The 23,795-nt window shown below is 57.3% G+C and carries 23 protein-coding genes; 9 read left to right on the top strand and 14 right to left on the bottom strand.

Going from position 1 to position 23,795, the window contains the following annotated elements:
• Window positions 1-32 precede the first annotated feature (32 nt).
• The 11 genes from RA28_RS15840 to RA28_RS15890 all read right to left on the bottom strand — a co-directional run bounded on the left by RA28_RS15840 (window position 33) and on the right by RA28_RS15890 (window position 10,885).
• On the bottom strand, window positions 33-1,262 hold the full coding sequence (locus RA28_RS15840; RefSeq protein WP_039530663.1) for an acyl-CoA dehydrogenase: 1,230 nt from the start codon (window positions 1,260-1,262) through the stop codon (window positions 33-35).
• A 134-nt stretch (window positions 1,263-1,396) separates the two neighbouring features.
• The gene (gene phoB / locus RA28_RS15845) at window positions 1,397-2,086 is read right to left on the bottom strand and encodes a phosphate regulon transcriptional regulator PhoB (protein WP_039530665.1); all 690 of its coding nucleotides are present in this window, start codon (window positions 2,084-2,086) and stop codon (window positions 1,397-1,399) included.
• A gap of 12 nt (window positions 2,087-2,098) precedes the next feature.
• The gene (gene phoU / locus RA28_RS15850) at window positions 2,099-2,800 is read right to left on the bottom strand and encodes a phosphate signaling complex protein PhoU (RefSeq protein WP_039530667.1); all 702 of its coding nucleotides are present in this window, start codon (window positions 2,798-2,800) and stop codon (window positions 2,099-2,101) included.
• Between the two features lie 16 nt (window positions 2,801-2,816).
• Window positions 2,817-3,614, bottom strand: a complete 798-nt coding sequence (gene pstB / locus RA28_RS15855) for a phosphate ABC transporter ATP-binding protein PstB (protein WP_039530669.1) — start codon at window positions 3,612-3,614, stop codon at window positions 2,817-2,819.
• A gap of 15 nt (window positions 3,615-3,629) precedes the next feature.
• Window positions 3,630-4,961 (bottom strand): phosphate ABC transporter permease PstA, encoded by a 1,332-nt coding sequence (gene pstA, locus RA28_RS15860; protein WP_039530671.1) that lies wholly within the window; start codon window positions 4,959-4,961, stop codon window positions 3,630-3,632.
• The gene (pstC, locus tag RA28_RS15865; protein ID WP_039530673.1) at window positions 4,958-6,430 is read right to left on the bottom strand and encodes a phosphate ABC transporter permease subunit PstC; all 1,473 of its coding nucleotides are present in this window, start codon (window positions 6,428-6,430) and stop codon (window positions 4,958-4,960) included. The genes pstA and pstC overlap by 4 nt, the downstream gene beginning before the upstream one ends.
• 90 nt (window positions 6,431-6,520) lie before the next feature.
• The gene (locus RA28_RS15870; protein WP_039530675.1) at window positions 6,521-7,561 is read right to left on the bottom strand and encodes a substrate-binding domain-containing protein; all 1,041 of its coding nucleotides are present in this window, start codon (window positions 7,559-7,561) and stop codon (window positions 6,521-6,523) included.
• 181 nt (window positions 7,562-7,742) lie between these two features.
• Window positions 7,743-8,789 carry a sensor histidine kinase gene (locus RA28_RS15875; RefSeq protein WP_039530678.1) on the bottom strand — a complete coding sequence of 349 codons (1,047 nt, stop codon included), beginning with the start codon at window positions 8,787-8,789 and terminating at the stop codon, window positions 7,743-7,745.
• A 17-nt stretch (window positions 8,790-8,806) separates the two neighbouring features.
• Window positions 8,807-9,340, bottom strand: a complete 534-nt coding sequence (locus RA28_RS15880; RefSeq protein WP_039530680.1) for a gamma carbonic anhydrase family protein — start codon at window positions 9,338-9,340, stop codon at window positions 8,807-8,809.
• Window positions 9,337-9,978 (bottom strand): guanylate kinase, encoded by a 642-nt coding sequence (gene gmk / locus RA28_RS15885; protein ID WP_039530681.1) that lies wholly within the window; start codon window positions 9,976-9,978, stop codon window positions 9,337-9,339. Before gmk ends, RA28_RS15880 begins: the two co-directional genes overlap by 4 nt.
• Before the next feature lie 16 nt (window positions 9,979-9,994).
• Window positions 9,995-10,885 (bottom strand): YicC/YloC family endoribonuclease, encoded by an 891-nt coding sequence (locus RA28_RS15890; RefSeq protein WP_039530682.1) that lies wholly within the window; start codon window positions 10,883-10,885, stop codon window positions 9,995-9,997.
• 228 nt (window positions 10,886-11,113) lie between these two features.
• Between RA28_RS15890 and RA28_RS15895 the strand changes: the two genes are divergently transcribed.
• The gene (locus RA28_RS15895; RefSeq protein WP_039530683.1) at window positions 11,114-11,788 is read left to right on the top strand and encodes a PAS domain-containing protein; all 675 of its coding nucleotides are present in this window, start codon (window positions 11,114-11,116) and stop codon (window positions 11,786-11,788) included.
• Window positions 11,789-11,842: 54 nt separating this feature from the next.
• On the opposite strand, the gene RA28_RS15900 is transcribed toward RA28_RS15895, so the two are convergent.
• Window positions 11,843-13,213, bottom strand: a complete 1,371-nt coding sequence (locus tag RA28_RS15900; protein ID WP_039530684.1) for a class II 3-deoxy-7-phosphoheptulonate synthase — start codon at window positions 13,211-13,213, stop codon at window positions 11,843-11,845.
• 170 nt (window positions 13,214-13,383) lie between these two features.
• Between RA28_RS15900 and RA28_RS15905 the strand changes: the two genes are divergently transcribed.
• Entirely contained in the window at window positions 13,384-14,388 is a 1,005-nt protein-coding gene (locus RA28_RS15905) for a GlxA family transcriptional regulator (protein WP_039530685.1), read from the top strand.
• Here the strand turns inward: RA28_RS15905 and RA28_RS15910 are convergent.
• On the bottom strand, window positions 14,385-15,482 hold the full coding sequence (locus RA28_RS15910) for a PQQ-dependent sugar dehydrogenase (RefSeq protein ID WP_039530688.1): 1,098 nt from the start codon (window positions 15,480-15,482) through the stop codon (window positions 14,385-14,387). The genes RA28_RS15905 and RA28_RS15910 overlap by 4 nt on opposite strands.
• Before the next feature lie 165 nt (window positions 15,483-15,647).
• Here RA28_RS15910 and RA28_RS15915 point away from each other — a divergent pair, with 165 nt between their 5' ends.
• The 7 genes from RA28_RS15915 (at window position 15,648) to RA28_RS15945 (ending at window position 21,785) form a co-directional block, all read left to right on the top strand.
• On the top strand, window positions 15,648-16,829 hold the full coding sequence (locus tag RA28_RS15915; protein WP_039530691.1) for an ABC transporter substrate-binding protein: 1,182 nt from the start codon (window positions 15,648-15,650) through the stop codon (window positions 16,827-16,829).
• A 125-nt stretch (window positions 16,830-16,954) separates the two neighbouring features.
• Window positions 16,955-17,743: an ABC transporter ATP-binding protein gene (locus tag RA28_RS15920; protein WP_039530694.1), complete on the top strand. Its 789-nt coding sequence runs from the start codon at window positions 16,955-16,957 to the stop codon at window positions 17,741-17,743.
• A complete protein-coding gene (locus RA28_RS15925) occupies window positions 17,740-18,582 on the top strand; it encodes an ABC transporter ATP-binding protein (RefSeq protein WP_082029838.1) in 843 nt (280 codons plus the stop codon). The genes RA28_RS15920 and RA28_RS15925 overlap by 4 nt, the downstream gene beginning before the upstream one ends.
• A 1-nt stretch (window position 18,583) precedes the next feature.
• Complete coding sequence (locus RA28_RS15930) at window positions 18,584-19,018, top strand: hypothetical protein (protein WP_152612094.1); 435 nt, start codon at window positions 18,584-18,586, stop codon at window positions 19,016-19,018.
• On the top strand, window positions 19,018-20,028 hold the full coding sequence (locus RA28_RS15935) for a branched-chain amino acid ABC transporter permease (RefSeq protein WP_039530700.1): 1,011 nt from the start codon (window positions 19,018-19,020) through the stop codon (window positions 20,026-20,028). Before RA28_RS15930 ends, RA28_RS15935 begins: the two co-directional genes overlap by 1 nt.
• The gene (locus tag RA28_RS15940) at window positions 20,025-21,338 is read left to right on the top strand and encodes a branched-chain amino acid ABC transporter permease (RefSeq protein ID WP_039530703.1); all 1,314 of its coding nucleotides are present in this window, start codon (window positions 20,025-20,027) and stop codon (window positions 21,336-21,338) included. The genes RA28_RS15935 and RA28_RS15940 overlap by 4 nt, the downstream gene beginning before the upstream one ends.
• A 192-nt stretch (window positions 21,339-21,530) precedes the next feature.
• Complete coding sequence (locus RA28_RS15945) at window positions 21,531-21,785, top strand: hypothetical protein (RefSeq protein ID WP_039530706.1); 255 nt, start codon at window positions 21,531-21,533, stop codon at window positions 21,783-21,785.
• A gap of 51 nt (window positions 21,786-21,836) precedes the next feature.
• Here RA28_RS15945 and RA28_RS15950 read toward each other — a convergent pair whose 3' ends face one another.
• A complete protein-coding gene (locus tag RA28_RS15950) occupies window positions 21,837-23,384 on the bottom strand; it encodes a helicase HerA-like domain-containing protein (RefSeq protein ID WP_039530710.1) in 1,548 nt (515 codons plus the stop codon).
• Window positions 23,385-23,795: the final 411 nt, after the last annotated feature.

Consider the following 23,795-nt stretch of genomic DNA (forward strand, 5'->3'; position numbering starts at 1 on the left):
CATAATACCGATTATGCGGTTTATGTATGCCATCAGTAGAACGCCTGCAAACCTGTTTGAGCGCGACCCAGGATTAATGCATGAACGTCATGTGTCCCCTCATAGGTGTTCACGGTCTCAAGATTGATCATGTGGCGCACGACCTGGAACTCAAGTGAAATTCCGTTCCCGCCGTGCATGTCGCGGGATTGCCGGGCAATGTCCAATGCTTTGCCGCAATTGTTGCGCTTGATCAGCGAGATCATCTCGGGTGCAGCTTCGGCCTGATCCATCAACCGACCAACCCGCAGGCTGGCCTGCAGTCCAAGTGCGATTTCGGTCTGCATGTCGGCAAGTTTGCGTTGGAACAGCTGTGTTTGCGCCAGCGGTTTGTTGAACTGCTTGCGGTCCAATCCGTATTGTCTGGCTGCGTGCCAACAGCATTCAGCCGCGCCCATCACCCCCCAGCTGATCCCATAGCGAGCTCGGTTCAAACAACCGAACGGCCCCTTCAGGCCCTGAACGTTCGGCAGCAGCGCATCCTCGGGCACCTCGACATTGTCCAGAACGATCTCACCGGTAACCGATGCACGCAGGCTCAGTTTGTTTTCGATTTTTGGCGCGGTCAGCCCTTGGGTGCCTTTGTCCAGAACAAAGCCGCGTATCTTACCGTCATGCGCGTCTGATTTGGCCCACACCACGAACACATCAGCAATTGGAGAGTTCGAGATCCACATCTTGCTGCCGTTCAGTCGATAGCCGCCGTCGATCTTTTCAGCACGCGTTTTCATTCCCGCCGGGTCCGACCCTGCGTCTGGCTCGGTGAGGCCAAAGCAGCCGATCCACTCACCGCTGGCCAGTTTTGGCAGGTATTTCCGCCGCTGATCTTCGCTGCCGTATGCGTAGATCGGGTACATCACCAGTGAACTTTGCACCGACATCATGGACCGGTAACCGGAATCAACCCGCTCGATTTCACGGGCGACCAGACCATAGCTGACATAGCCTGCCCCGACCCCGCCGTATTCTTCGGGGATCGTTGTGCCCAGCAACCCCATCTCGCCCATTTCCCGGAAAATTTCGGGGTCAGTTGCCTCATCCTGAAATGCCTGCGTTACCCGAGGCTGCAGTTTTTCCTGCGCGTACGCCCGCGCACTTTCTGCAACCAATCGTTCGTCTTCTTCCAGCTGATCGGCAATGCGAAACGGGTCGTCCCATGTGAACGACCCCAGATCCGGAGCATCCTTGGCGCGCAAAGTTGGCTTGGGGTTGGGGGCGTTCATTTGAAGTCTCCGCTGGTCCGTGGGGTTTGCCGTAACTTACCCCGGCGAACCCGCAAACAACAGCGAGACTTTTTCAAGAACGCATGACCATCTCGCATAAGCAGGGTTTGACGACCGCCCTGCCCTGACTTTGTTCAACCCAGCGCGTAGCCTGCACCGCGCACGGTGCGTACCGGATCTTCGCCGCCGTGCTGCGTCAAAGCCTTTCGCAAACGTCCGATATGGACGTCAACGGTGCGGGTATCCACATAGATGTCGCGGCCCCAAACGCGGTCCAACAATTGCTCGCGGCTCCAGACCCGGCCTGGTTTTTCCATGAAGGTGCTCAGCAGCCGAAACTCGGTTGGACCCAGCTTCAACGGCTTGTTGCCGCGGCTCACCTTGTGAGTTTCCGAATCCAGAATGATGTCGTCGAATTCCAGCCGCAAACCGACGGTCGCCGGACGAACGCGTCGCAACTGTGTCCGCACGCGGGCCATCAGTTCCACAACCGAATAAGGTTTGACCACATAGTCATCCGCGCCGGTTTCCAATCCGCGAACCTTGTCCACCTCTTCTGAGCGGGCAGATAGCATGATGATCGGGATTGAACGCGTGTCGGGGCGGGTCTTCAATCGACGGCACACCTCGATCCCGCTGAGGTTTGGCATCATCCAGTCCAGCACGATAATGTCTGGATTGTCCTCATCGACCAGCAACAGGGCTTCGTCCCCGCTGGCAGCCTTGGATACGCTGAACCCTTCGGCTTCGAGGTTGTAGGCCAGCACTTCCCGCTGCGCCAATTCGTCCTCTACCACCAGAACTGTGGGTTGATCGGCGGACATCTTCGACTACTCCTAGGCGGTTTGCGAGGTCACGTCGGCTTTGGGACGTGCTTCTGGCGGCCGCTCGCCGGTTACAAGATATACAACCTGTTCGGCAATGGATGTCACGTGATCGCCCATGCGTTCGATGTTCTTGGCAATGAAGTGCAGGTGCATACAGGCTGAGATATTGCGCGGGTCCTCGGCCATGAAGGTCAGGAATTCGCGAAACAAGCCATTGTACATCTGGTCGACTTCTTCATCGCGGTTGATCACATCTGTCGCCAATTCGGCGTCGCGTTGAATATAGGCGTCCAGGGCATCGCGCAGCATCCGTTCAACCTCACGCGCCATTCGGCGCAGGGCCGCCGCGCTGCCGTTGATCTCGCCTGCGTTGACCAAGACCGTGGTCCGTTTGGCGATGTTCTTGGCATAGTCGCCGATCCGCTCGAGGTTGCCGGACACTTTCAGTACCGACAGGACCAATCGAAGATCGCTTGCGGTCGGTGCGCGCAACGCAATCAAACGCGCGGTTTCTTCGTCAATCAGCTCTTCCAGCGCATCAATGGCTTTGTCGCCCTGGCGCACTTCTTGCGCCAGTTCTTCATCGCGGGTTTCCAACGAGCGCGCTGCGCTCATGATGGCAGCTTCGACCAGGCCGCCCATCTTCATGATATGAGCCTGAATGGCTTCGAGATCTCGGTCGAAAGCAGAAGCAATATGTTGTTCGTTCATATCTCAATACCTGTGTTCAGCCGATACGGCCGGTAATATAGCTTTCCGTGCGGGGATCTTCCGGGTTGGTAAAGATTTGTCCGGTCTCTCCGAACTCGACGAGGTTGCCCAGGTGGAAGAACGCCGTTTTCTGGCTGACCCGCGCGGCCTGCTGCATCGAGTGGGTTACAATGACGACCGAATAACGCGAGCGCAAATCGTCAATCAGTTCCTCAACCTGTGCAGTCGCAATCGGATCCAGCGCCGAGCAGGGTTCGTCCATCAGCAGAACTTCGGGTTCCGTCGCAACCGCCCGCGCGATGCACAAGCGCTGCTGCTGACCACCTGACAGGCCTGTACCGGGGGCGTCCAGCCGGTCCTTCACTTCATCCCAGATCGCGCCGCGGCGCAGGGACTTCTCGACAATCTCGTCCAATTCCGCCTTGTTCTTGGCCAGCCCGTGAATGCGCGGACCATAAGCGACATTGTCATAGATGGACTTTGGGAATGGGTTCGGTTTCTGGAACACCATACCGACCTTGGCACGCAACTGAACCGGGTCGACCCGCTTGTCATAGATGTCCTCGCCGTCAAGTTTGAACGATCCATGAACGCGGGCCACGTCGATCGTGTCGTTCATTCGGTTCAGACACCGCAGAAAGGTGGACTTTCCGCAACCCGACGGGCCGATGAATGCGGTAACGGTCTTATCTTCGATATCGACGTTTACATCTTTGATGGCGTGGGTGTCGCCGTAGTAGACTTGGCAGTCACGGCACTCCAGCTTGATATCCTTGGTGTCCACGTCTCTCTCCACTCGCGACATGTCATTCATTGTATTGGCCCCCAATTACCACCGGCGTTCAAAGCGGCGGCGCAGGATAATTGCGATAATGTTCATGGTGAGCAGGAAGATCAAAAGAATGATGATCCCACCCCAGGCTTTTTCATAGAAACCCACATCCGCGCGGGCTGCCCATGTGTAGATTTGCGCCGGCATGGCGGAGTTGGGCTCGGTAAACCCGGCCAGGAACCCATCGGGATAGCCGCGGGCGACAAAACCAACCATCCCGATCAACAGCAGCGGCGCGGTCTCTCCCAACGCCTGTGCCAAACCGATGATGGTGCCGGTCAGGATACCGGGCGCGGCCAGAGGCAGAACGTGATGGAACACGGCCTGCATTTTCGAGGCCCCCACCCCCAGTGCGGCATCCCGGATCGACGGCGGAACCGCCTTAAGCGATGCGCGGGTCGAGATGATGATTGTCGGCAAGGTCATCAGCGTCAGAACCAATCCGCCAACCAGCGGCGCGGATTGCGGCAGATGCATGAACTGGATGAACACCGCAAGACCAAGAATACCGAAGACGATGGATGGAACAGCTGCGAGGTTCGAGATATTCACCTCGATCAGATCCGTGAACCTGTTCTGCGGGGCGAATTCCTCAAGGTAGATCGACGCGGCCACACCGATTGGCAGCGACAGCGCCAACACAACCAGCATCATGAAGAACGAGCCGATGACCGACGCTCCGATCCCTGCACCGCCCGGGTTATCCACCCCAGAGTCCGCACCAGTGATGAACGGCCAGTTGAAGGCCTGTTTGATTATGCCCGCTTCCTTCAAGGCATCCACCAGATCCAGATCGCTTTTCTGCAGGAAACGGCTGTCCTGAAGGGTGTCGCGCGACACGCGGCCCTTGAAATATCCGTCTACGCGGCTGGACGCTGCCAGATCGAATTGGATTGGTTCGCCCAGTTTGTCTGGGTTTTCGCTGTAGAAAGTCCGGATCGTTCCACCGATTTTACCAAGAAGACGTTCAATCGCGGCCTCGTCGAAATCGACGTTGATCCCGCTTTCGGCAAGTTCCTTGTTCAATTCGGCGATGAACAGATCGGAATACGCCTTGGTCTTGAACAGAGTAGATTCTGCTTCTTCTTGCTGCGGTTCAGTCAGGGTGAATTCCACGCTAACGACGGTACGCGTAAACGCGGGTATCCCTTGTGACAGGATCGAGGCGAACAGTACCACCAGAAAGAACAGCCCGGTTGCGATGGCGATGATGCCGTAGGCACGGAACCGTTTTTCTGCTGCGGCGCGCTTGCGTGTTCTGGCATCCCCTTCGGTCAGAGAGACAGTATGTCGACCGGTTTCGGGGCTTTGCATGCTTGCGTCGGTCATTCGTACTGCTCCCGGTACTTACGCACGATGTAAAGGGCAAAAACGTTGAGCCCCAATGTCAGGATGAAAAGGGTCATGCCAAGGGCGAACGCGACCAATGCCTCGGGCGAGGCAAAGTCGGCGTCGCCGGTCAACTGGCTGACAATTTTGGCGGTCACGGTTGTCATCGCCTCGAACGGGTTGAGGCTGAGGCGTGCGGCGGCACCGGCCCCCAAAACCACGATCATGGTTTCGCCAATCGCGCGCGAGGCGGCCAGCAAAACGGCACCCACGATGCCTGGCAATGCGGCAGGCAGGACGACTTGGCGAATGGTTTCGGACTGCGTTGCGCCCAACCCGTAAGAGCCATCGCGCATGGCTTGCGGCACCGCGTTAATGATGTCGTCAGAAAGCGACGAGACGAACGGGATCAGCATGATGCCCATAACCAGACCGGCTGTCATAACAGCAGTGCCTGCCTTCATCCAGCCCAGCCCGTCGTCGCCGAATATGCCCAGCAAAAGCGGCCCAACCGTCAACAAGGCAAACAGGCCGTAAACGATGGTCGGGATACCTGCCAGAACCTCAAGCAAGGGTTTTGCGAAGGAGCGAACGCGCGGTGATGCGTATTCACTGAGGTAGATGGCCGCAAACAATCCAATTGGTACGGCCACCAAAAGTGCAACCAGCGAGATGTAGAACGTACCCCAAAGCAACGGGATGATGCCCAGAGCCGAGGACCCGCCCCGACCCGAAAAACTGGGGGCCCAGGTTGTTCCGAAAAAGAAGTCGGATGCAGGATAGAGTTTGAAGAATTCCCAGGTGTTGAAGACCAGGGACAGAACGATGCCGACCGTTGTGAGGATGGCAATCGAAGCAGCCCCAAGCAAAAGGACGCGGACGCCCTGCTCGACCACATTGCGGGCTCGATACTCTGAATGAGTTTGCCACCAGCTGAAGGCCGCACCGGCAAAAGCGACAAGAATGACCGCAATCGACATGATCGCGTAACCGGTTGCATTCGTGATCCGATAGCTCTGTGCCGCGCGCAACACCGGTTGCGTAATATCCGACGTCACGACCTGTCCCGCGTCCTTCAGACGCTGGGTCATATCTGTAATGTCGGCGCGTGCGTTGCGGGCCAGTTCTTCGGTCAATTGTCCTTGAGCGACGGCATTATCCATACCGTGCGCGGTGCGGCGCACCTCGGCCATCACAAGGCTCAGGGATGAGCCCTCTTTGATTGCCGATTCCGGGATCATGCCGGACACTTGGGAATTCACGTACAATGGCTGAACCAGCAACCACACAATCAAAAGGCCAAATGCAGGAACCAACGTCTTGAGCGCGACATTTGCGCCGTAGAATGACGGTAACGAATGCAGATGCCGGCTGTCGCCTCCTGCACTTTGCAATGCGCGCGACCGTCCAAGCACGTAACCGACTGCCGCGATCGCGAGGACGATCAGAAAAAGCCAGAGTATCGGCATACCAACCCCACGGGTATTGAATGGGAACAAAAAAGCTGCGTTGGGGGCGACACGTCCGGTCGCCCCCTGCAGGTTAAACCAGTGTCGGGATTAGCTGCCCGAACCCATGGTTTCTTCGTTTGCAATGGCGTCCTGAGTTTTGGCCAGCTCAGGATCGGCAACCAGCCCGTAGTTGGCCAGCGGGCCTGAACCGCCTGCGATCTCGTCAGCGACGAAGAACTGGGCGTATTCTTTCAGGCCGGGGATCACGCCGATATGCGCTTTCTTGACATAGAAGAACAGCGGACGCGAAACAGGGTATTCACCCGACGCGATGGTCTCGGTCGAAGGTGCGATACCGCCCATGGTGGCCACTTTCAGCTTGTCTGTGTTGTTCTCGTAGAACGCCAGACCAAACACGCCGATGCCGTTCGGGTTGGTGTCGATACGTGCCAGGGTTTCGGTGTAGTCACCGTCGATGTCGACCGACTTGCCGTCGGTGCGGACGTCCAGGCATGCATCTTCGGCGTCATCTTCGCTCATGCCGCCTGCAACCATGGCTTCCATGGCGCCGGTTGCTTCACAACCTGCCAGCAGAACCTTGTCTTCGAACACTTCGCGGGTGCCGTGCTTGGTGCCCGGGATGAACATCGCGATTTCAACATCCGGCAGGTCGCCGTTGAACTCGGCCCAGCTGTTAAAGCTGTTGTCGACCAGAGCGCCGTCTTTCATCACCTTCGAGCCGATGGCGTTGTAGATGTCCGCAGGCTGGAATGCAGTGAAGGCAGGGCCCGACTGCTGGCTTGCAAATACAATACCGTCATAGCCGATGCGCACTTCCATGATGTCGGTCACACCGTTTTCGGCACAGGCTTTGATCTCTTTTTCGCGGATCGCGCGCGAGGCGTTTGCAACGTCGATGGTGTTTTCGCCAACACCTTCGCAGAAACGCTTCAGACCGGCCGAGGAGCCACCCGATTCAACAACCGGTGTCGGGAAGTCAGTGTTTTCGCCAAACAGTTCGGCAACAATGGATGCGTAAGGCAGAACAGTCGAAGAACCAGCAACCTGAACGTTGTCACGAGCTGCAGCAGTGGTCGCCGAAACGGCAGCAATTGCCAGCGCAGAAGCCGACAGTTTCACAAAGGACATCTCAGTCTCCTTGAAAGTACATTGAATGATCACCCCCATGATGATCTTGGCGGCACGCCTAAGGACCGCGCGTAAGCCTTTTGTGACAGGTTAGTAACAGTTTTATGACAAGCCACAGTTTTGTTAACTTTTTTTAATTTGACCCGCTGAAATGCCATTGCTCGGATCAAATTTCGTCGGATCAGCGCGGCAGGATCACCGTAAAGACCGAACCTTTGCCAAGCTCGCTTTCGACGCGAAGCCGACCGCGATGGCGATTCACGATATGCTTGACGATGGCCAGCCCCAGACCCGTGCCCCCCAACTCACGCGAGCGATGGCTGTCCGCGCGGTAAAACCGTTCCGTCAGACGCGGCAAATGGATGGCATCTATTCCCGGTCCCTTGTCGACGATTTGCACCCGGACGGCCGGACCCCGCATTGCTGTGTCCCGCTCCGACGGCAGTACTCTGACGTCGACACGCCCGCCACTGCCACCATATTTTATCGCGTTTTCAATCAGGTTCGTGAAAACCTGACGCAATTGGTCGCTGTCCCCGGTCAACATCACGGGTGTTGCAGGTGTGTCCAGCGAAAGTTCGACGGACGCATCATCCGCCAATGGTCGCAGGGAATTCAACGTGGATTGAAGCAGGCCCGACAGTTCCAGCTGTTCCTTTGGCCGCACCCGCTCTTCGCTCTCGACGCGGTTTAGCGACAGTAAGTCGCCCACCAGGCGGTTCATCCGGTTGGCCTCGTCATCCATGATGTGCAGGAACCGTTCGCGGGCGACGCTGTCCTCGCGCGCCGGGCCGCGCAGCGTTTCAATGAAACCCATCAGGGCCGTCAACGGCGTGCGCAACTCGTGGCTGACATTGGCAACAAAGTCGCGGCGCATATGATTGGCTTGCTCCAGATGAGTTACATCCTGAAACACAACCAAAACCGCGCCTCCGTCGACGGCGCCGATCCCGTTCATGTACCTGCATTCCACGTTGAACGTAGTGTCCTGTGCCCCGTCATTGGACAGATGCCTTGTGCTGGACGGGCTTTTGTCGCGCAGGCTTTGTTCGATCGTTTCGATCACCTGCGGTTGCCGCAGGAAAGTGGCGAAATGGCGGCCCTGAATGCTCTGACCCAAAAGGGTTCTTGCGTCGGTGTTTGCTGCGATAATCCGCTCGGTTTGATCCACCATCAGCGCAGGCAAGGGAATTGCCGAAACGAATTCGTCGATCAGATCGGAAGACATGTCGCGGCCTTTGTTTGCTAACTGCGTGTTGGCACAGGAACCAATTCGTCCCGGAACCGGCGCATATTGTTCTGATAGTGCAAAGCGCTAAGGGTCAGTTTTTGCGCTGCCGCCTCATCCAGTTGTCGAACGACCTTGCCCGGTGATCCCATAACCAGCGAGTTGTCGGGGATTTCCTTGCCTTCGGTAATTAACGCCCCTGCCCCAATCAGGCAGTTCTTGCCGATTTTTGCCCCGTTCAGAACAATCGCACCCATGCCAATCAAGGTGTTTTCCCCAATCGTGCATCCGTGCAGCATGACCTTGTGGCCGATGGTGCAGTTTGCCCCGATCACAAGCGGATAGCCGGGGTCGATATGCATGACGCAGTTTTCCTGCACGTTACTGCCAGCGCCGACGCGTATTTCTTCGTGGTCCGCGCGGATCGTGCAGCCAAACCAGACTGAGGCACCTTGTTCTAGGACCACATTGCCGATCAGATTGGCGTCCGGCGCGACCCAGGTGTCTTCGTGAATCCGGGGCGCATGCTCGCCCAAGGCGTAAAGGGTCATGTCTGGGCCTCGAATTCGTTTTGCAGCATGCGGACGTGGTCCTGAAGTTTCGGTTGCTGTATCCGGCGCATTCGCTCGGCGCTGACGATTGTTTTCAGCTTTTCTTCGGTGGCATCCAGATCGTCATTGACCAGAACATAGTCGTAGTAGCCCCAGTGACTGATCTCATCCCAGCTTTTCTGCATCCGTTTGGCGATTACGTCGGAGCTGTCCTGACCGCGGCCTTCCAACCGGCGGCGCAGTTCGGGGATTGAGGGCGGCAGAATGAAAATCGACAAGGCATGTTTGCCGAGGTCCGAGTTTCGGATTTGCAGGTCGCCCTGCCAATCCACGTCAAAAAGCACGTCCCGACCATTGTTGATCGACTCCCGCACCGGTGCGATGGGCGAACCGTAGAAATTACCGAAGACATGGGCGTGTTCCAGCATCTGTCCTTCGGTGACCTGCTGTTTGAACGCCTCTTCGGTCAGAAAGAAATACTCGCGTCCATGCTCTTCTCCCGGACGTGGCGCGCGGGTCGTGGCCGAGATCGAGAATTCCAGATCGCCGTCCCATTGCATCAGCCGCCGCGCCAAGGTGGATTTGCCAGCGCCCGACGGTGATGACAGAATGATAAGTAGGCCCCGGCGATCTGCCATGTTGGTATTCCCGTTTCTATTCCACGTTCTGCACTTGCTCGCGCATCTGATCGATAACAGCCTTCAACTCAAGCCCCACCGAGGTCAAATCGGCATTTTGCGACTTTGAACACAGCGTGTTTGCCTCGCGGTTGAACTCCTGTGTCAGAAAATCGAACTTGCGTCCAACTGGTCCGTCCTGAGCCAACAATGCCCGCGCGGCCACAATATGCGCTTTCAGGCGGTCCAACTCTTCCGTGAGGTCCGCTTTGACCGAGATCAGCGCCAGTTCCTGCGCCACCCTGTCTGGATCGGCCCCCTGCGCGTTGTCCAGAACGCGCGCCAGGTTTTCGCGCAGGATCTGACCCATTTCATCGCGCCGCTTCTCGGCCAACTCCAACGCCTGCGCCGTCAGTGTTTCGACAGTGTCGAGTTGCGCATTCAAGATTGCGGCCAGCGCCTCGCCTTCGGTCCGGCGCATGTCCAGAAAATCCGCCAACACGGCCGGGAATTCGGACCGCAGTTGTTGGACAAGCGGGCCAGCGTCATCTGCGTCTGCGCTTGCTTCGAGCATGCCCTTCAGAGACAGCAGATCACTGCCCGTTGACTGGGTCAGCGTCACACCATGTTCTTTAGCCATGGCTTCGGTTTGCGCCAATGCCGCCAATGCCGCTTCCATAGCCGCTGCGTTCAAGCTGAGGTCAGAGGCGGTTTCTTCCCGGCTCAGACGCAGCGAAAGTGTTACGTTCCCGCGTGCAAGGGCCTTTGAAAGGTCGGCGCGTAATCCGGCTTCGAGCCCGGTCAGCCAATCGGGTACGCGCAGGCGCAGGTCCAGGCCTTTGCCATTTACGCTGCGCAATTCCCAACTCCAGCTATGAGGGCCGTGCGCCCCTTTGCCCGAGGCGAACCCGGTCATGGATTTGATCATGCCTGCCCTTTCAAAACTGCCTGCCGCACCTAAAGCCATCCGCCTCGCGGGGGCAAGACCCTGCTTATTCCTCGATTCATATCCAGTGGTTAACCAATCGTTAAAGAATTGCTCCAAAATTGTATCAACCCGTGCCAATCTCGCTGGTGCAATGATTGGAATGCCGACGATCCGCCAAATAGCTGGCATTTTATGAAAATCGCGAAAGATCGGCGTTAGGGTGAGACTATGAAAAGCTTTTTTGGAACGGGATCCAACTCTGGTTTTGGAAAGATCGTCGCAATGGACCGCTTTGACAGTGGACGCAGCTTATCTCCGATCCGTCAGGCCGAGGCGTATTGGACCGCCTTGCTGAACGGCGCCGAGGTTCCGATGCGGTCGCAGATTGATCCGCGCGGACTTGAGAATATCCTCGAATACACATTTGTCCTGGAAAAGATCGCGCCGGGTCTGGCCCGATTTCGGCTGGCGGGAAGCCATTTGACAAAAATTGCGGGTATGGAGGTCAGAGGGATGCCTTTGACGGCGTTTTTCGAACCAAGCGCCCGCAATGATGTGACCGCGCACTTGAACCGCGTTTTTGACGAACCTGCGGTGACAGAGCTGGGCCTCGTCTCCAATGGCAAATTGGGACGCAGCCGATTGCAGGCGCGGATGCTGCTTTTGCCGCTGAAAAGTGATCTGGGGGACATTAGTCGCGTTCTGGGTGTCATGATCAGCGACGGTACAATCGGTGCGACGCCTCGACGATTTGGAATTACGGACGCGCGTATCAAACCGGTCAACGACATTCAAAAGCAACCCCAACAGCAACATCACGAACAGGCCGGGTTCGCCGAAGAAGAGACCGAATTCAAGCCTTCGGTGTCCCATCTAAGGCTCGTTTCTTCCCGGGATAACTAAACAAAAAACGGCGAACCCAAAGGTCCGCCGTCTTGAAGTCATTGTATGTTGTCTTTAGCTGGCCGCGCGTTTTGCACCATTGCGGCGCAGGTTCGTGAGTTCTTCGGCGACCAGGAATGCCAGTTCCAGAGATTGCGTTGCATTCAGCCGCGGGTCGCAGGCTGTATGATAGCGATCGGAGAGGTCTTCTTCGGTCACTGCCCGTACACCGCCTGTGCACTCGGTCACGTCCAGACCGGTCATTTCGAAATGAACGCCACCGGGGACGGTGCCTTCTGCGTGATGAACGCCAAAGAAGTCGCGAACCTCGCGCAGGACCGAGTCGAACGGGCGTGTCTTGTAGCCTGTTGCCGACTTGATCGTGTTGCCATGCATCGGATCACAAACCCAAGTGACCGCAGCGCCCTCGTCCTTGACCGCTTTGATCAGGCGCGGCAGGTGTTCACCGGCCTTGCCAGCCCCGAAACGCGCGATCAGGGTCAAACGCCCTTCTTCGTTTTCTGGGTTCAGCTTGGCCATGAGCAGCTTGAGGTCTTCGGTCGTCATCGTCGGGCCGCACTTCAGACCAATCGGGTTCTGTACGCCGCGGCAGAACTCCACATGCGCCCCATCGGGCTGACGCGTCCGGTCGCCGATCCAGATCATATGGCCGGAGCCCGCAAGCCAGTTGCCCGAGGTCGAGTCGAGGCGTGTCAGGGCTTCCTCATACTCAAGCAGCAAACCCTCATGGCTGGTATAGAACTCGACCGTCGAAAACTCATGCGTCGTGTCCGCGGTAATTCCAGCGGCGTGCATGAAGTCGATCGTATCCTGAATACGGTCGGCGATTTCCGAGTACTTCTGAACATCCTGCTCATCAGTAAAGCCAAGGGTCCAGGAATGAACGCGGTTCATGTCGGCGAAACCACCCGTGGAAAACGCCCGCAACAGGTTCAATGTCGCCGCCGCCTGCGTGTAGGCCTGCAGCATTTTTTCCGGGTTGGGGATGCGCGCCTTGGGCGTGAACGCCAGTTCGTTGATGATATCACCGCGGTAGCTGGGCAGTTCGACGCCATCCACAACCTCGGTCGGCGCGCTGCGCGGTTTGGCAAACTGACCCGCCATCCGGCCAACCTTCACAACCGGAACCTTGGCCCCGAAGGTCAGGACCATGGCCATCTGCAACATCACCTGAAACGTGTCGCGGATCGCGTCGGCGCTGAATTGATCGAAGCTTTCTGCGCAATCCCCGCCTTGCAACAGGAAGGCCTCACCCCGCCCGGCGGCCCCCAGATGTTGCTTCAACCGTCGCGCTTCGCCCGCAAAAACCAGCGGGGGATACTGCGAAAGCTGGGCCTCGACTTTGGCCAGCGCGGCCGCGTCGGTATAGTCGGGCATTTGAACTCGGGGCTTGTCGCGCCAGTTCGTTTTTTGCCACTCGGTCATAGCTTTGATCTCCGCTGAAGTAATTCAGGTTGTCTCTATACAAAAAGCTTTGATGAGTGACCATATCCCATTTGCGCCTCTTGACGCCGCAAACAAGCTTTGAGCATGGTTGTGGGCACATACGCCACCGGGAAATATCCCGGCACGCACCGAATCAAGGACAGTTCGCCATGCAAGAGCAACGCCAAGTTGTCACTGTGGACAGCAGCACTGCAAAGCCCAATCACTTCGTCTTCGTTTTGCTGAACAAGTTTTCGTTGCTGTCTTTCGCCTCGGCGCTGGACAGTCTTCGCATCGCCAACAGGATGGCGAACCGCGAACTGTACCGCTGGACCTTGGCGGGCGAAGGCGGTGAAGAGGTGCAGTGTTCGGCCGGTACAACGTTCAAGCTGGACAGTGATCTGGACGAGCTATCGCGCGATGATGTTGTTCTGATTTGCGGCGGCGTGGATGTGCAGGCAGCGACAACCAAACGTGTGCTGAACTGGGTCAGGCGCGAGGCGCGCAAGGGCCTCAAGATCGGCGGATTATGTACGGCAGCCTATACGTTGGCCAAGGCAGGGTTGCTGGACGGCAAACGCGCCACGATCCACTGGGAGAACTCGGATAGTTTTTCCGAAGAATTCGACTCGGTCGAATTGACCAAGGCCGTCTTTCAGATCGACGGAAACCGCATGACGACGGCCGGCGGCACATCATCCATCGACCTGATGCTCAAACTGATCGCGGATGACTATGGCGAGGATCTGGCAAATGCGGTTGCCGATCAAATGATCTATTCCTCGATCCGAACCGATCAGGACACCCAGCGCCTGTCGACGCCGACACGTATAGGCGTGCGTCATCCCAAGCTGAGCCAGGTCATCCTGATGATGGAAAAGAACATCGAAGAGCCGATTTCGCCTTCCATCCTGGCTAAGGAAGTTGGCATGTCGACGCGCCAGCTGGAGCGTCTTTTTCGGCGTTACCTGAGCCGTTCGCCCAAGCGCTATTACATGGAATTGCGTTTGCACAAGGCGCGGAACCTGCTGATGCAAACCGATATGAGCGTCATCAACGTGGCACTTGCCTGCGGCTTCGCCAGCCCGTCGCATTTCTCGAAATGCTACCGGGCCCATTACAACACCACGCCCTATCGAGAACGCGGTGCGCAGGCGGGGCGGTTGTCGGTCTAACTGGCGGGGGTCATCCGATAAACAGCACCCTGCCCGACTGAGATAAACCAGATCGACCCGTCCGGTGCCTCGACGATGTCCCGAACCCGCTCGGTCGCTGGGTCTTTGATCTGTTCGACTTCGCGCAACGGCTGACCGGACAGTCTGGCTATATAGTCAAACTTCAGCGAGCCGACGAAAAGGTTGCCCTTCCATTGCGGCCAGAGCTTGCCGGAATAGACCAGCAGACCGGATGGCGCAATTGAGGGGTCCCAATAGTACTCCGGCTGCTCCATTCCCTGCCGCGACGTGCCTTCGCCGATCTTCTGGCCCGAGTAGTGAACCCCGTAGGAAATAACCGGCCAGCCGTAGTTCGCGCCCCGGCGCACGCGGTTCACCTCATCACCACCGCGCGCGCCGTGTTCGGAGACCCAAAGTTGGCCTCGCGCATCCAGCCCTGCGCCCTGCGGATTGCGGTGACCGTAGCTCCAGATTTCTGGGCGCATGTTCTCTTGCCCGACAAACGGGTTATCGCCCGGCACCGTTCCGTCGCGGTTGATGCGGATCACCGTGCCCATGTGGTTTGATCTGTCCTGCGCCTGCGGCCGGTCGCCGCGATCCCCAATGGTGATGAACAGCGTCCCGTCCTGCGCTTCGACGACGCGCGAGCCGAAATGCCGTCCGCCGCTGCCACCAGGGTTTGCCTCGAAGATGACGCGCAGGTTGGTCAATCGGTCGCCCGATTCCGACAAACGTGCGAGGGCTACGGCGGTGCCCGCACCGCCGCTTTGCGGCTTGGAAAAGGTCAGAAACACCTCGCGGCTGGTTGCAAAGTCGCGTGCAATGGTCACGTCAAGCAACCCGCCCTGCCCTCTGGCCGCGACCTTTGGTACGCCTCTCACGCGTTTTGACTTTCCATCGCTGACGTAAAGCAACTTACCGTCGCGTTCGGTTACAACAAAGTCTCCGTTTGGCAGCAGCCCAATGCCCCAAGGCGTATCAAGTCCTTCAACCATAGGTGTCACCTGCACAGGCCCGGCGGAGGTCTCCAAAACTTCGGCAGAGGTTAATCCAGCCCAAAGAAACAGGATTACGGTTGCGCAGGTTCTCAGCATGGTGACACTCCGATTCTGAATACTTGGACTTCGGTTGGCTGCAAATCCATTAAATCAAATAGGATTGTCCCTTGGGAAAGCACAGTTGCGTTAGCACTTTTCTTTTCTGAACAGCTTGCCTAGGTTCGTGCGCAGAACGAAGACGTTCACATAGGGAGTAACCAAATGAGAAAGCTGCTTACAGCAACTGCAGCAACCGCTCTGCTTGCCGGAACCGCCATGGCAGATGACGTGAAACTGGGCATTCTGTTCGGATTCACAGGTCCGATTGAATCGCTGGCGCCAGCGATGGGCTCGGGCGCGGAAATGGCGATGGCCGAAGTGACGGAATCAGGAAAACTGCTTGACGGGGCGACCGTAACCGGCACTCGCGCCGACACCGGATGTATCGACAATGGTCTGGCGACTTCGAACGGCGAACGCATGATCGCTGATGGCGTTGCCGGTATCATTGGCGGCGACTGCTCGGGCGTGACCGGCGCGATCCTGCAAAACGTCGCTATTCCGAATGGCATGGTCATGATCTCGCCCTCGGCAACCTCGCCCGGCCTGTCGACCATGGAAGACAACGGCCTGTTCTTCCGCACCGCTCCGTCGGATGCGCGTGAAGGTCAGGTGATGGCAGACATCCTGAACGATCGCGGCATCAGCTCGATCGCTTTGACCTACACAAACAACGACTACGGCAAGGGTCTGGCGGACGCGATCCAGTCCTCTTTCGAAGCCGCGGGTGGTGAAGTGACCATTGTTGCGGCGCACGAAGATGGCAAAGCCGACTATTCGGCCGAAGTTGGTGCGCTGGCCTCGGCCGGTGGCGACATTCTGGTTGTTGCAGGATATCTGGACCAGGGCGGTCTGGGCATCATCCAGTCGGCTCTGGACAGCGGTGCGTTTGATACGTTCGGTCTGCCCGGTGGCATGATCGGCGACTCGCTGCCCGCCAATGTTGGCCCCGACCTGAACGGCTCGTTCGGTCAGATCGCAGGTTCGGGTGGTGAAGGTGCCGAGAAGTACTTTGCCATGGCCGAAGCCGCGGGCTTTGACGGTTCGTCGCCCTACTCGCCCGAATCCTACGACGCCGCCGCTCTGTTCATGCTGGCCATGCAGGCCGCAGGGTCGACCAACCCGGCAGACTACGGTGGCAAGATTCTGGATGTCGCCAACGAACCGGGTGAGAAGATCTATCCGGGTGAACTGGCCAAGGGTCTGGAACTGCTGGCTGCTGGTCAGGACATCGACTATGTCGGCGCATCGGGTGTCGAGCTGATCGGCCCCGGTGAAAGCGCGGGCTCGTATCGTGAGATCGAAGTCACCGACGGCGAGAACAAGACCGTCAACTTCCGTTGATCCACGCTTAGACCTCATAAAAACAAGCAGCCCGGACCTTGTGTCCGGGCTGTTTCAATGACAAAAGGCCGCACCTTTTGCAGGGGATGGGACAATAACGCCGAAAACGGCGGCTAGGGGAAAATATGATCGTCGTCGAAGACGTGCATAAGCATTTCGGCGGGTTTCATGCGGTGGACGGGGCATCGCTGGAAATCCAAAAAGGCTCTGTCACCGGGCTGATCGGGCCCAACGGGGCTGGAAAGACCACTCTGTTCAATGTGATTGCGGGCGTTCTGCCACCCACCAGTGGCCGCGTGTTCATGGATGGTGAAGAGATTACCGGGCTTCCGCCGCATGACCTGTTTCACAAGGGCCTGTTGCGCACTTTCCAGATCGCGCACGAATTTTCGTCGATGACCTGCCGTGAGAACCTGATGATGGTTCCCGGTGCGCAATCGGGCGAGTCGCTTTGGAACACCTGGTTCGGCCGCAAGCGCATCGCCGACGAAGAACGCGCGCTGAGGGCCAAGGCAGATGAGGTGCTGGAGTTTCTGACCATCGAGCATCTGGCCGATCACAAGGCCGGACAGGTCTCGGGCGGGCAGAAGAAACTGCTGGAACTGGGCCGCACCATGATGGTCGACGCCAAGATCGTGTTTCTGGACGAGGTCGGCGCGGGTGTGAACCGCACCCTTCTGATGACCATCGCCGACACGATCCTGCGCCTGAACAAGGAGCGCGGCTATACCTTTGTCGTCATCGAACATGACATGGATTTCATCGGCAAGATCTGCGACCCGGTCATCTGCATGGCCGAAGGCAAGGTTCTGGCCGAAGGTACTCTGGACGAGATCAAGGCCAACGAACACGTGATCGAGGCCTATCTGGGCACCGGCCTGAAGAACAAAGACAAGCTTGAGGCACAGACATGACCGCCGGCGCGAGCGACAACCCCTATCAGGACGACAAGGGCAACAAGGATGCCTCGATCACCAATACGCATGGTGTCGGTACGATGACCCCGGCCCATCGCAAAAGCGGCGAAACGCGTAGGGTCGAAGGTGGTCCCTTTCTGATCGGTGACACGATGACAGGTGGGTACGGCAAAGGGCCGGACATCCTGCATGACTGCTCCATTGCCGTTGACAAAGGTGAGATCGCGGTGATCGTCGGGCCGAACGGGGCCGGTAAATCCACTGCTATGAAAGCGGTATTCGGCATGCTGGACGTCCGCTCGGGCGCGGTTCGACTGGATGGCGAAGATATCACCAACCTTTCTCCTCAGGACCGGGTGATCAGGGGGATGGGGTTTGTGCCGCAAACCTCGAACATCTTCACGTCTATGACGGTTGAGGAAAACCTTGAGATGGGCGCGTTCATCCGCCGCGATGATATCAGCCAGACGATGGAGCAGGTCTTTGACCTGTTCCCCATTCTGCGTGACAAGCGTAGCCAGGTCGCCGGAGAGCTGTCGGGCGGACAGCGCCAACAGGTCGCCGTCGGACGCGCTCTGATGACCCAACCCAAGGTGCTGATGCTGGACGAACCGACTGCCGGGGTCTCGCCCATCGTGATGGATGAATTGTTTGACCGGATCATCGAGGTCTCGCGTACCGGGTTGCCGATCCTGATGGTCGAACAGAACGCCCGTCAGGCGCTGGAGATCGCGGACAAGGGATATGTGCTGGTTCAGGGGCGGAACGCCTATACCGGCACGGGCAAAGAACTGCTGGCCGATCCCGAAGTGCGTAAGAGTTTTTTGGGGGGATAGCGTGAAGATATCTGTACCACTGATTATGGCCTCCCTATCTGGCGCTGCTGATGCTGAAGGATGTTTTCTAAGTGAAGTCTGTGAAGTCGAAGAAGAGTGCGTGGGTTCAACATTCGATATTGAGTTCGTTGGCAATCCGCCCAATCAAGTTCGAAGTAATTTCGGGGAATTCACAATTGATGGCACCTCCGCGGCCGGTGAAACGACTTCCAAGTTACGCCTTTCGACTGGAACAGAGTATGTTGTCACATCCAACACCTCATTGATGATTGCTTCTCAGAAGAAGGAGAATGGCAACTCGATCGTTTACTTTGTTCGAACACCACCATCAATGCTGACGGCTACACTCGTTGTCGTTCCACAGCAATATGTCGAATACTCTGAGACCTTCAATGCGCGTCGCGTATTTGAAGGCGATTGCGAGCAGGTGTTTTAATGGACTTCCTCAACGCCCTTGTGGCGCTCTCCAATTTCGTCCTTGTTCCCTCGATTGCCTATGGCAGCCAGTTGGCGCTGGGCGCGCTCGGGGTAACGCTGATCTATGGCATCCTGCGATTTTCGAACTTTGCCCATGGCGACACGATGGCCTTTGGCGCGATGATTGCTGTGCTTGTCACTTGGGGTCTGCAAGCCCTAGGGGTCAGTTTCGGGCCGCTGCCAACCGCTCTGCTGGCCCTGCCCTTTGCCATTCTGGGCTGTATCGTTCTGGTACTGGTCACCGACCGGCTGGTGTACAGGTTCTACCGGGAACAAAAGGCCAAACCGGTCATTCTGGTGATTGTTTCGATGGGCGTCATGTTCATCATGAACGGCCTTGTGCGGTTCATCATCGGACCGGATGATCAAAGATTCTCGGACGGCGCGCGCTTCATCGTCTCGGCGCGGGATTTCAAAGCGATGACCGGGCTGCGCGAGGGGCTGGCGATCAAAACCTCTCAGGGTATTACCGTAATCGTGGCTGTGGTCGCTGTGGTGCTGTTGTTCTGGTTTCTGAACAAGACACGCACGGGCAAATCGATGCGGGCCTATTCGGACAACGAAGATTTGGCGCTGTTGTCCGGCATCAACCCTGAACGCGTCGTGATGATCACTTGGATCATTGTTGCGGCGCTGGCGACCACGGCGGGTGTGCTGTACGGGCTGGACAAGAGCTTTAAGCCTTTTGTCTACTTCCAGCTTCTGCTGCCCATTTTCGCGTCGGCCATCGTCGGCGGACTGGGCAACCCGCTGGGCGCCATCGCAGGCGGGTTCATCATCGCGTTTTCCGAGGTCACCGTCACGTACGCCTGGAAGAAGGTGCTGACCTATCTGGCTCCGGAAAATCTGGAACCGTCGGGATTGGTGCAGTTCCTGTCCACCGACTACAAATTCGCTGTCAGCTTTGTCATCCTGCTGATCGTTCTTTTGTTTAAGCCCACGGGACTGTTCAAGGGGAAAGTGATATGAGCGAGTCCGTCAAGAACAGCCTCCTCTTCGTTATCGTTGGTTTCCTGATCCTGCTGACCGGTTTCACCCAAAGCTGGAACGCTGCGATCCTGATCCTGAACATGGGCCTGATCTCGGCGATTATGGCGATTGGCGTGAACCTGCAATGGGGGTTTGCGGGCCTGTTCAACGTTGGCGTCATGGGGTTTGTGGCCTTGGGCGGTTTGGCTGTCGTACTGGTGTCGACACCGCCAACACCGGGGGCTTGGGCGGCTGGCGGCTATGGTGTCGTTCTGTCTCTGCTGCTGGGTGCGGCCACTGTAATCGCGGCGGTCATGGCGGCCAAGAAAATGCCCAAGGGGCGTGCTCAGACACTCACGATCATCGCCATCCTGATCGTCGGTTTCTTTATCTATCGTTCGATCTTTGATCCCAGTATCGCGGCGGTAGAGGCCATCAACCCAGCGGTCGAAGGCAACCTTGGCGGTCTCAACATGCCGGTGCTGTTTGCATGGCCGGCTGGCGGGTTGCTGGCGGCAGGTGCGGCTTGGTTGATCGGTAAAACAGCCCTTGGTCTGCGCTCGGACTACCTTGCGATTGCGACGCTTGGTATTGCCGAAATCATCCTTGCCATCCTGAAAAACGAAGACTGGCTGGCCCGTGGCGTCAAGAATGTCTACGGCATTCCGCGTCCCGCGCCTGTTGTGGGCTACGAAGTCGACTTGCAACAGGACCCGTCCTTTATCGCGCGGGCGGAATGGTTCGGCCTGGATCCCATCACGGCCTCGACCCTGTCGGTCAAGCTGGGCTACTCGCTTCTGTTCATGATCGTATTGCTGATGTTGCTCTGGATGGCACAGATGGCGTTGAAAAGCCCTTGGGGCCGCATGATGCGCGCCATCCGCGATAACGAAGTTGCGGCCGAAGCGATGGGCAAGGATGTCACCCGCCGTCATCTGCAGATATTCGTCCTGGGCTCGGCCGTTTGCGGGATCGCAGGCGCCATGATGACCACTCTGGATGGACAGCTGACCCCCAGCGCGTATCAACCCTTGCGCTTTACTTTTCTCGTCTGGGTGATGGTCATTGTGGGTGGATCGGGCAACAATTTCGGCGCAGTTCTGGGCGCGTTTCTAATCTGGTTCCTTTGGGTCCAGGTCGAACCGATCGGTCTGTGGCTGATGAACGTGATCACCATTGGTCTGCCGGATGGAAGTGGGCTCAAGGCACACCTGATCGAAAGCGCTGCGCATATGCGCATGCTGACCATGGGCCTCATTCTGCTGGTTGTGCTGAGATTCAATCCAAAGGGCCTGATTCCAGAGAAATAGCCCACAACGCGGGGAATTTCGCGCACTGCGCCTCAATATCGGCAGGGTTTCTTGCCTGAATGGTTAATTTTTTGTAAATTCCGGGGTCACCACTCACCAATCGGACGGTATCTGACGTTTTGCTGTTCAGGACCGCTCAGGCGGGCTTGGCCGGACTTGCATGTTAACTATTACAGGACGTTAGTGAATTCTATGAGACGCCAGATCAAAGCCGCGTTGATCGCGTTGCCGCTTGCGGCGGTTGTGGCCGGTTGCATCCCGACCCCCGAAAGCCTCGAGACGACGCCGGTTCAGGTGCAGACACCCAAGGGTGTGGTAACCTGCCAATTATATAGCCAAAGCCGAGTGTCGTGGGATCGCGCGATTGATTTCCCCGCAACGAAAATGTCTGTACCCGAGGCCGATGGTTATTGCCGTCAAGAAGGTCAGCGTCGCCTGAACGGATGATCCTGTGAATGCCCTGCGACAAAGGAATCGCAGGGCACTCGTTCGACCAGTCTAGCGGTTTTTGAACAAGCTGCCGAGAATTCCGCGAACCATTCGGCGGCCTGTGGTTCCTTTCAGTTCCTTGATCACTGCCTCGCTCATCGCCGATGCAAAGGTGTCCTTGCGCCGTGTCGTTCGTGCAGAGGAGCGTCCAACCCTGCTGCCGGAATAGCGTCTGGCGGCGCTGAACTCACGTTCCATGGGCGATTGGCTGGAAATGACCTCATCTGCTTCGGCTTGTTCCGCTTCTTTGGCGGCAGCTGTCGCGCGGGCCTGCAGAATTTCATAAGCGGATTTTCGATCCACCCTTTCACCATACTTGGCTGACATCGGTGACGCCGCAATGAAGGCTTTACGTTCGTCCTGGGTGACCGGCCCGAGCTGCGAGCCAGGCGGCCGGATCAGCGTCCGTTCGACGACACCGGGAACGCCTTTTTTCTCGAGCATCGAGGTCACGGCTTCGCCGACGCCAACCTCACGGATCGCCGTCTCGGTGTCGAAGTTTGGATTTTCACGATAAGTTTCGGCGGCCAAACGCAGGTTCTTTCGATCCTTGGCAGTGAAGGCGCGCAGGGCGTGTTGAATGCGATTGCCCAATTGCCCCAAAATATCTTCGGGTATATCAGCAGGGTTCTGCGTGATGAAATAAACGCCGACGCCCTTGGACCGGATCAGGCGGGCGACCTGTTCGACTTTGTCGACCAGAACCTTGGGCGCATCGTCAAACAGCAAATGCGCCTCGTCAAAAAAGAACACCAGCTTGGGTTTGTCCGGATCGCCGACCTCGGGCAGTTCTTCGAACAACTCGCTGAGAAGCCACAACAGGAACGTCGCATAAAGTCGCGGCGCACCCATCAATTTGTCCGACGCCAGGATGTTCACCATCCCCTGACCGTTTTCATCCGTTCGCATGAGATCGGACAAATCCAGCGCAGGCTCACCAAACAGGTTATTGCCGCCCTGATTTTCAAGAACCAGCAGGCGGCGTTGAATGGCACCGATGGATGCTGTCGAAACATTACCATAGCGCAAGGACAGTTGCTCTCGGTTCTGGCCTATCCAAACCAACAGCGCCTGCAGGTCTTTGAGGTCCAGCAATGGCATGCCTTCCTCATCCGCTGCCCTGAATGCGATGTTCAGAATGCCCTCTTGTGCCTCGCTCAGTTCAAGCAGGCGCGACAACAGCAGCGGGCCCATTTCGGTTACCGTGGTGCGTACCGGATGACCCTGTTCGCCGAACAAGTCCCAATACGACACCGGGCACGCCGCATAGGAAAACGCGTCGAACCCGATCCGGGTAGCGCGGTCCTGGAACGCCTGATGCAACTTGTGGTCAGTGCTGCCCGGCTTTGCCAAACCGGAAAGATCGCCTTTGACATCTGAAAGGAAAACCGGGACGCCCGCCTGCGAAAAGCCTTCGGCCAAAATCTGAAGGGTCACCGTTTTGCCGGTGCCGGTAGCCCCGGCAATCAGACCGTGCCTGTTAGCATAGTCCAGAGCCAAACCCTGTGGTTGCCCATACGCGTTTCCGCCGCCCCCGACGAAGATCTTATTGCTCATCTAATACCTGTCCCAAATTCTATCGATCTGACCAAAGCATACAAAGTTAACCTTTGAGTGCGATAGTCAATCTGCCTTCCAAGCGGCGCTTCGTTCGGAGGGCATACTTCCTCCCTGTCGACTGGCCGTGCCTTCGGGCACGGCTTTTTTCCAAAAATGGCGGTTTATTATACGAAATGCATCACTTTCTTCGGTTTGCAGTTGACCACTGGGTTCCCCTTTCGTAACGTCCCGCCATAACTAAGTCGGCCAGTCCGACGGGGAGAAACTTAACGTGAAGGGAGCCGCTCCACCGGCTCCCTTTTCTGTTGAGTGAACCAGTGGAATTTCAGCTAAACCGGCAGGAATCCGTTTATTTGAAGCCTTGAGAGTCGGTTTGATCCTGACACGCCCAAACAGGGATGATAGACG

The organism is Ruegeria sp. ANG-S4 (genome assembly GCF_000814005.1).
In the GTDB taxonomy this organism is placed as follows: Bacteria; Pseudomonadota; Alphaproteobacteria; order Rhodobacterales; family Rhodobacteraceae; genus Ruegeria.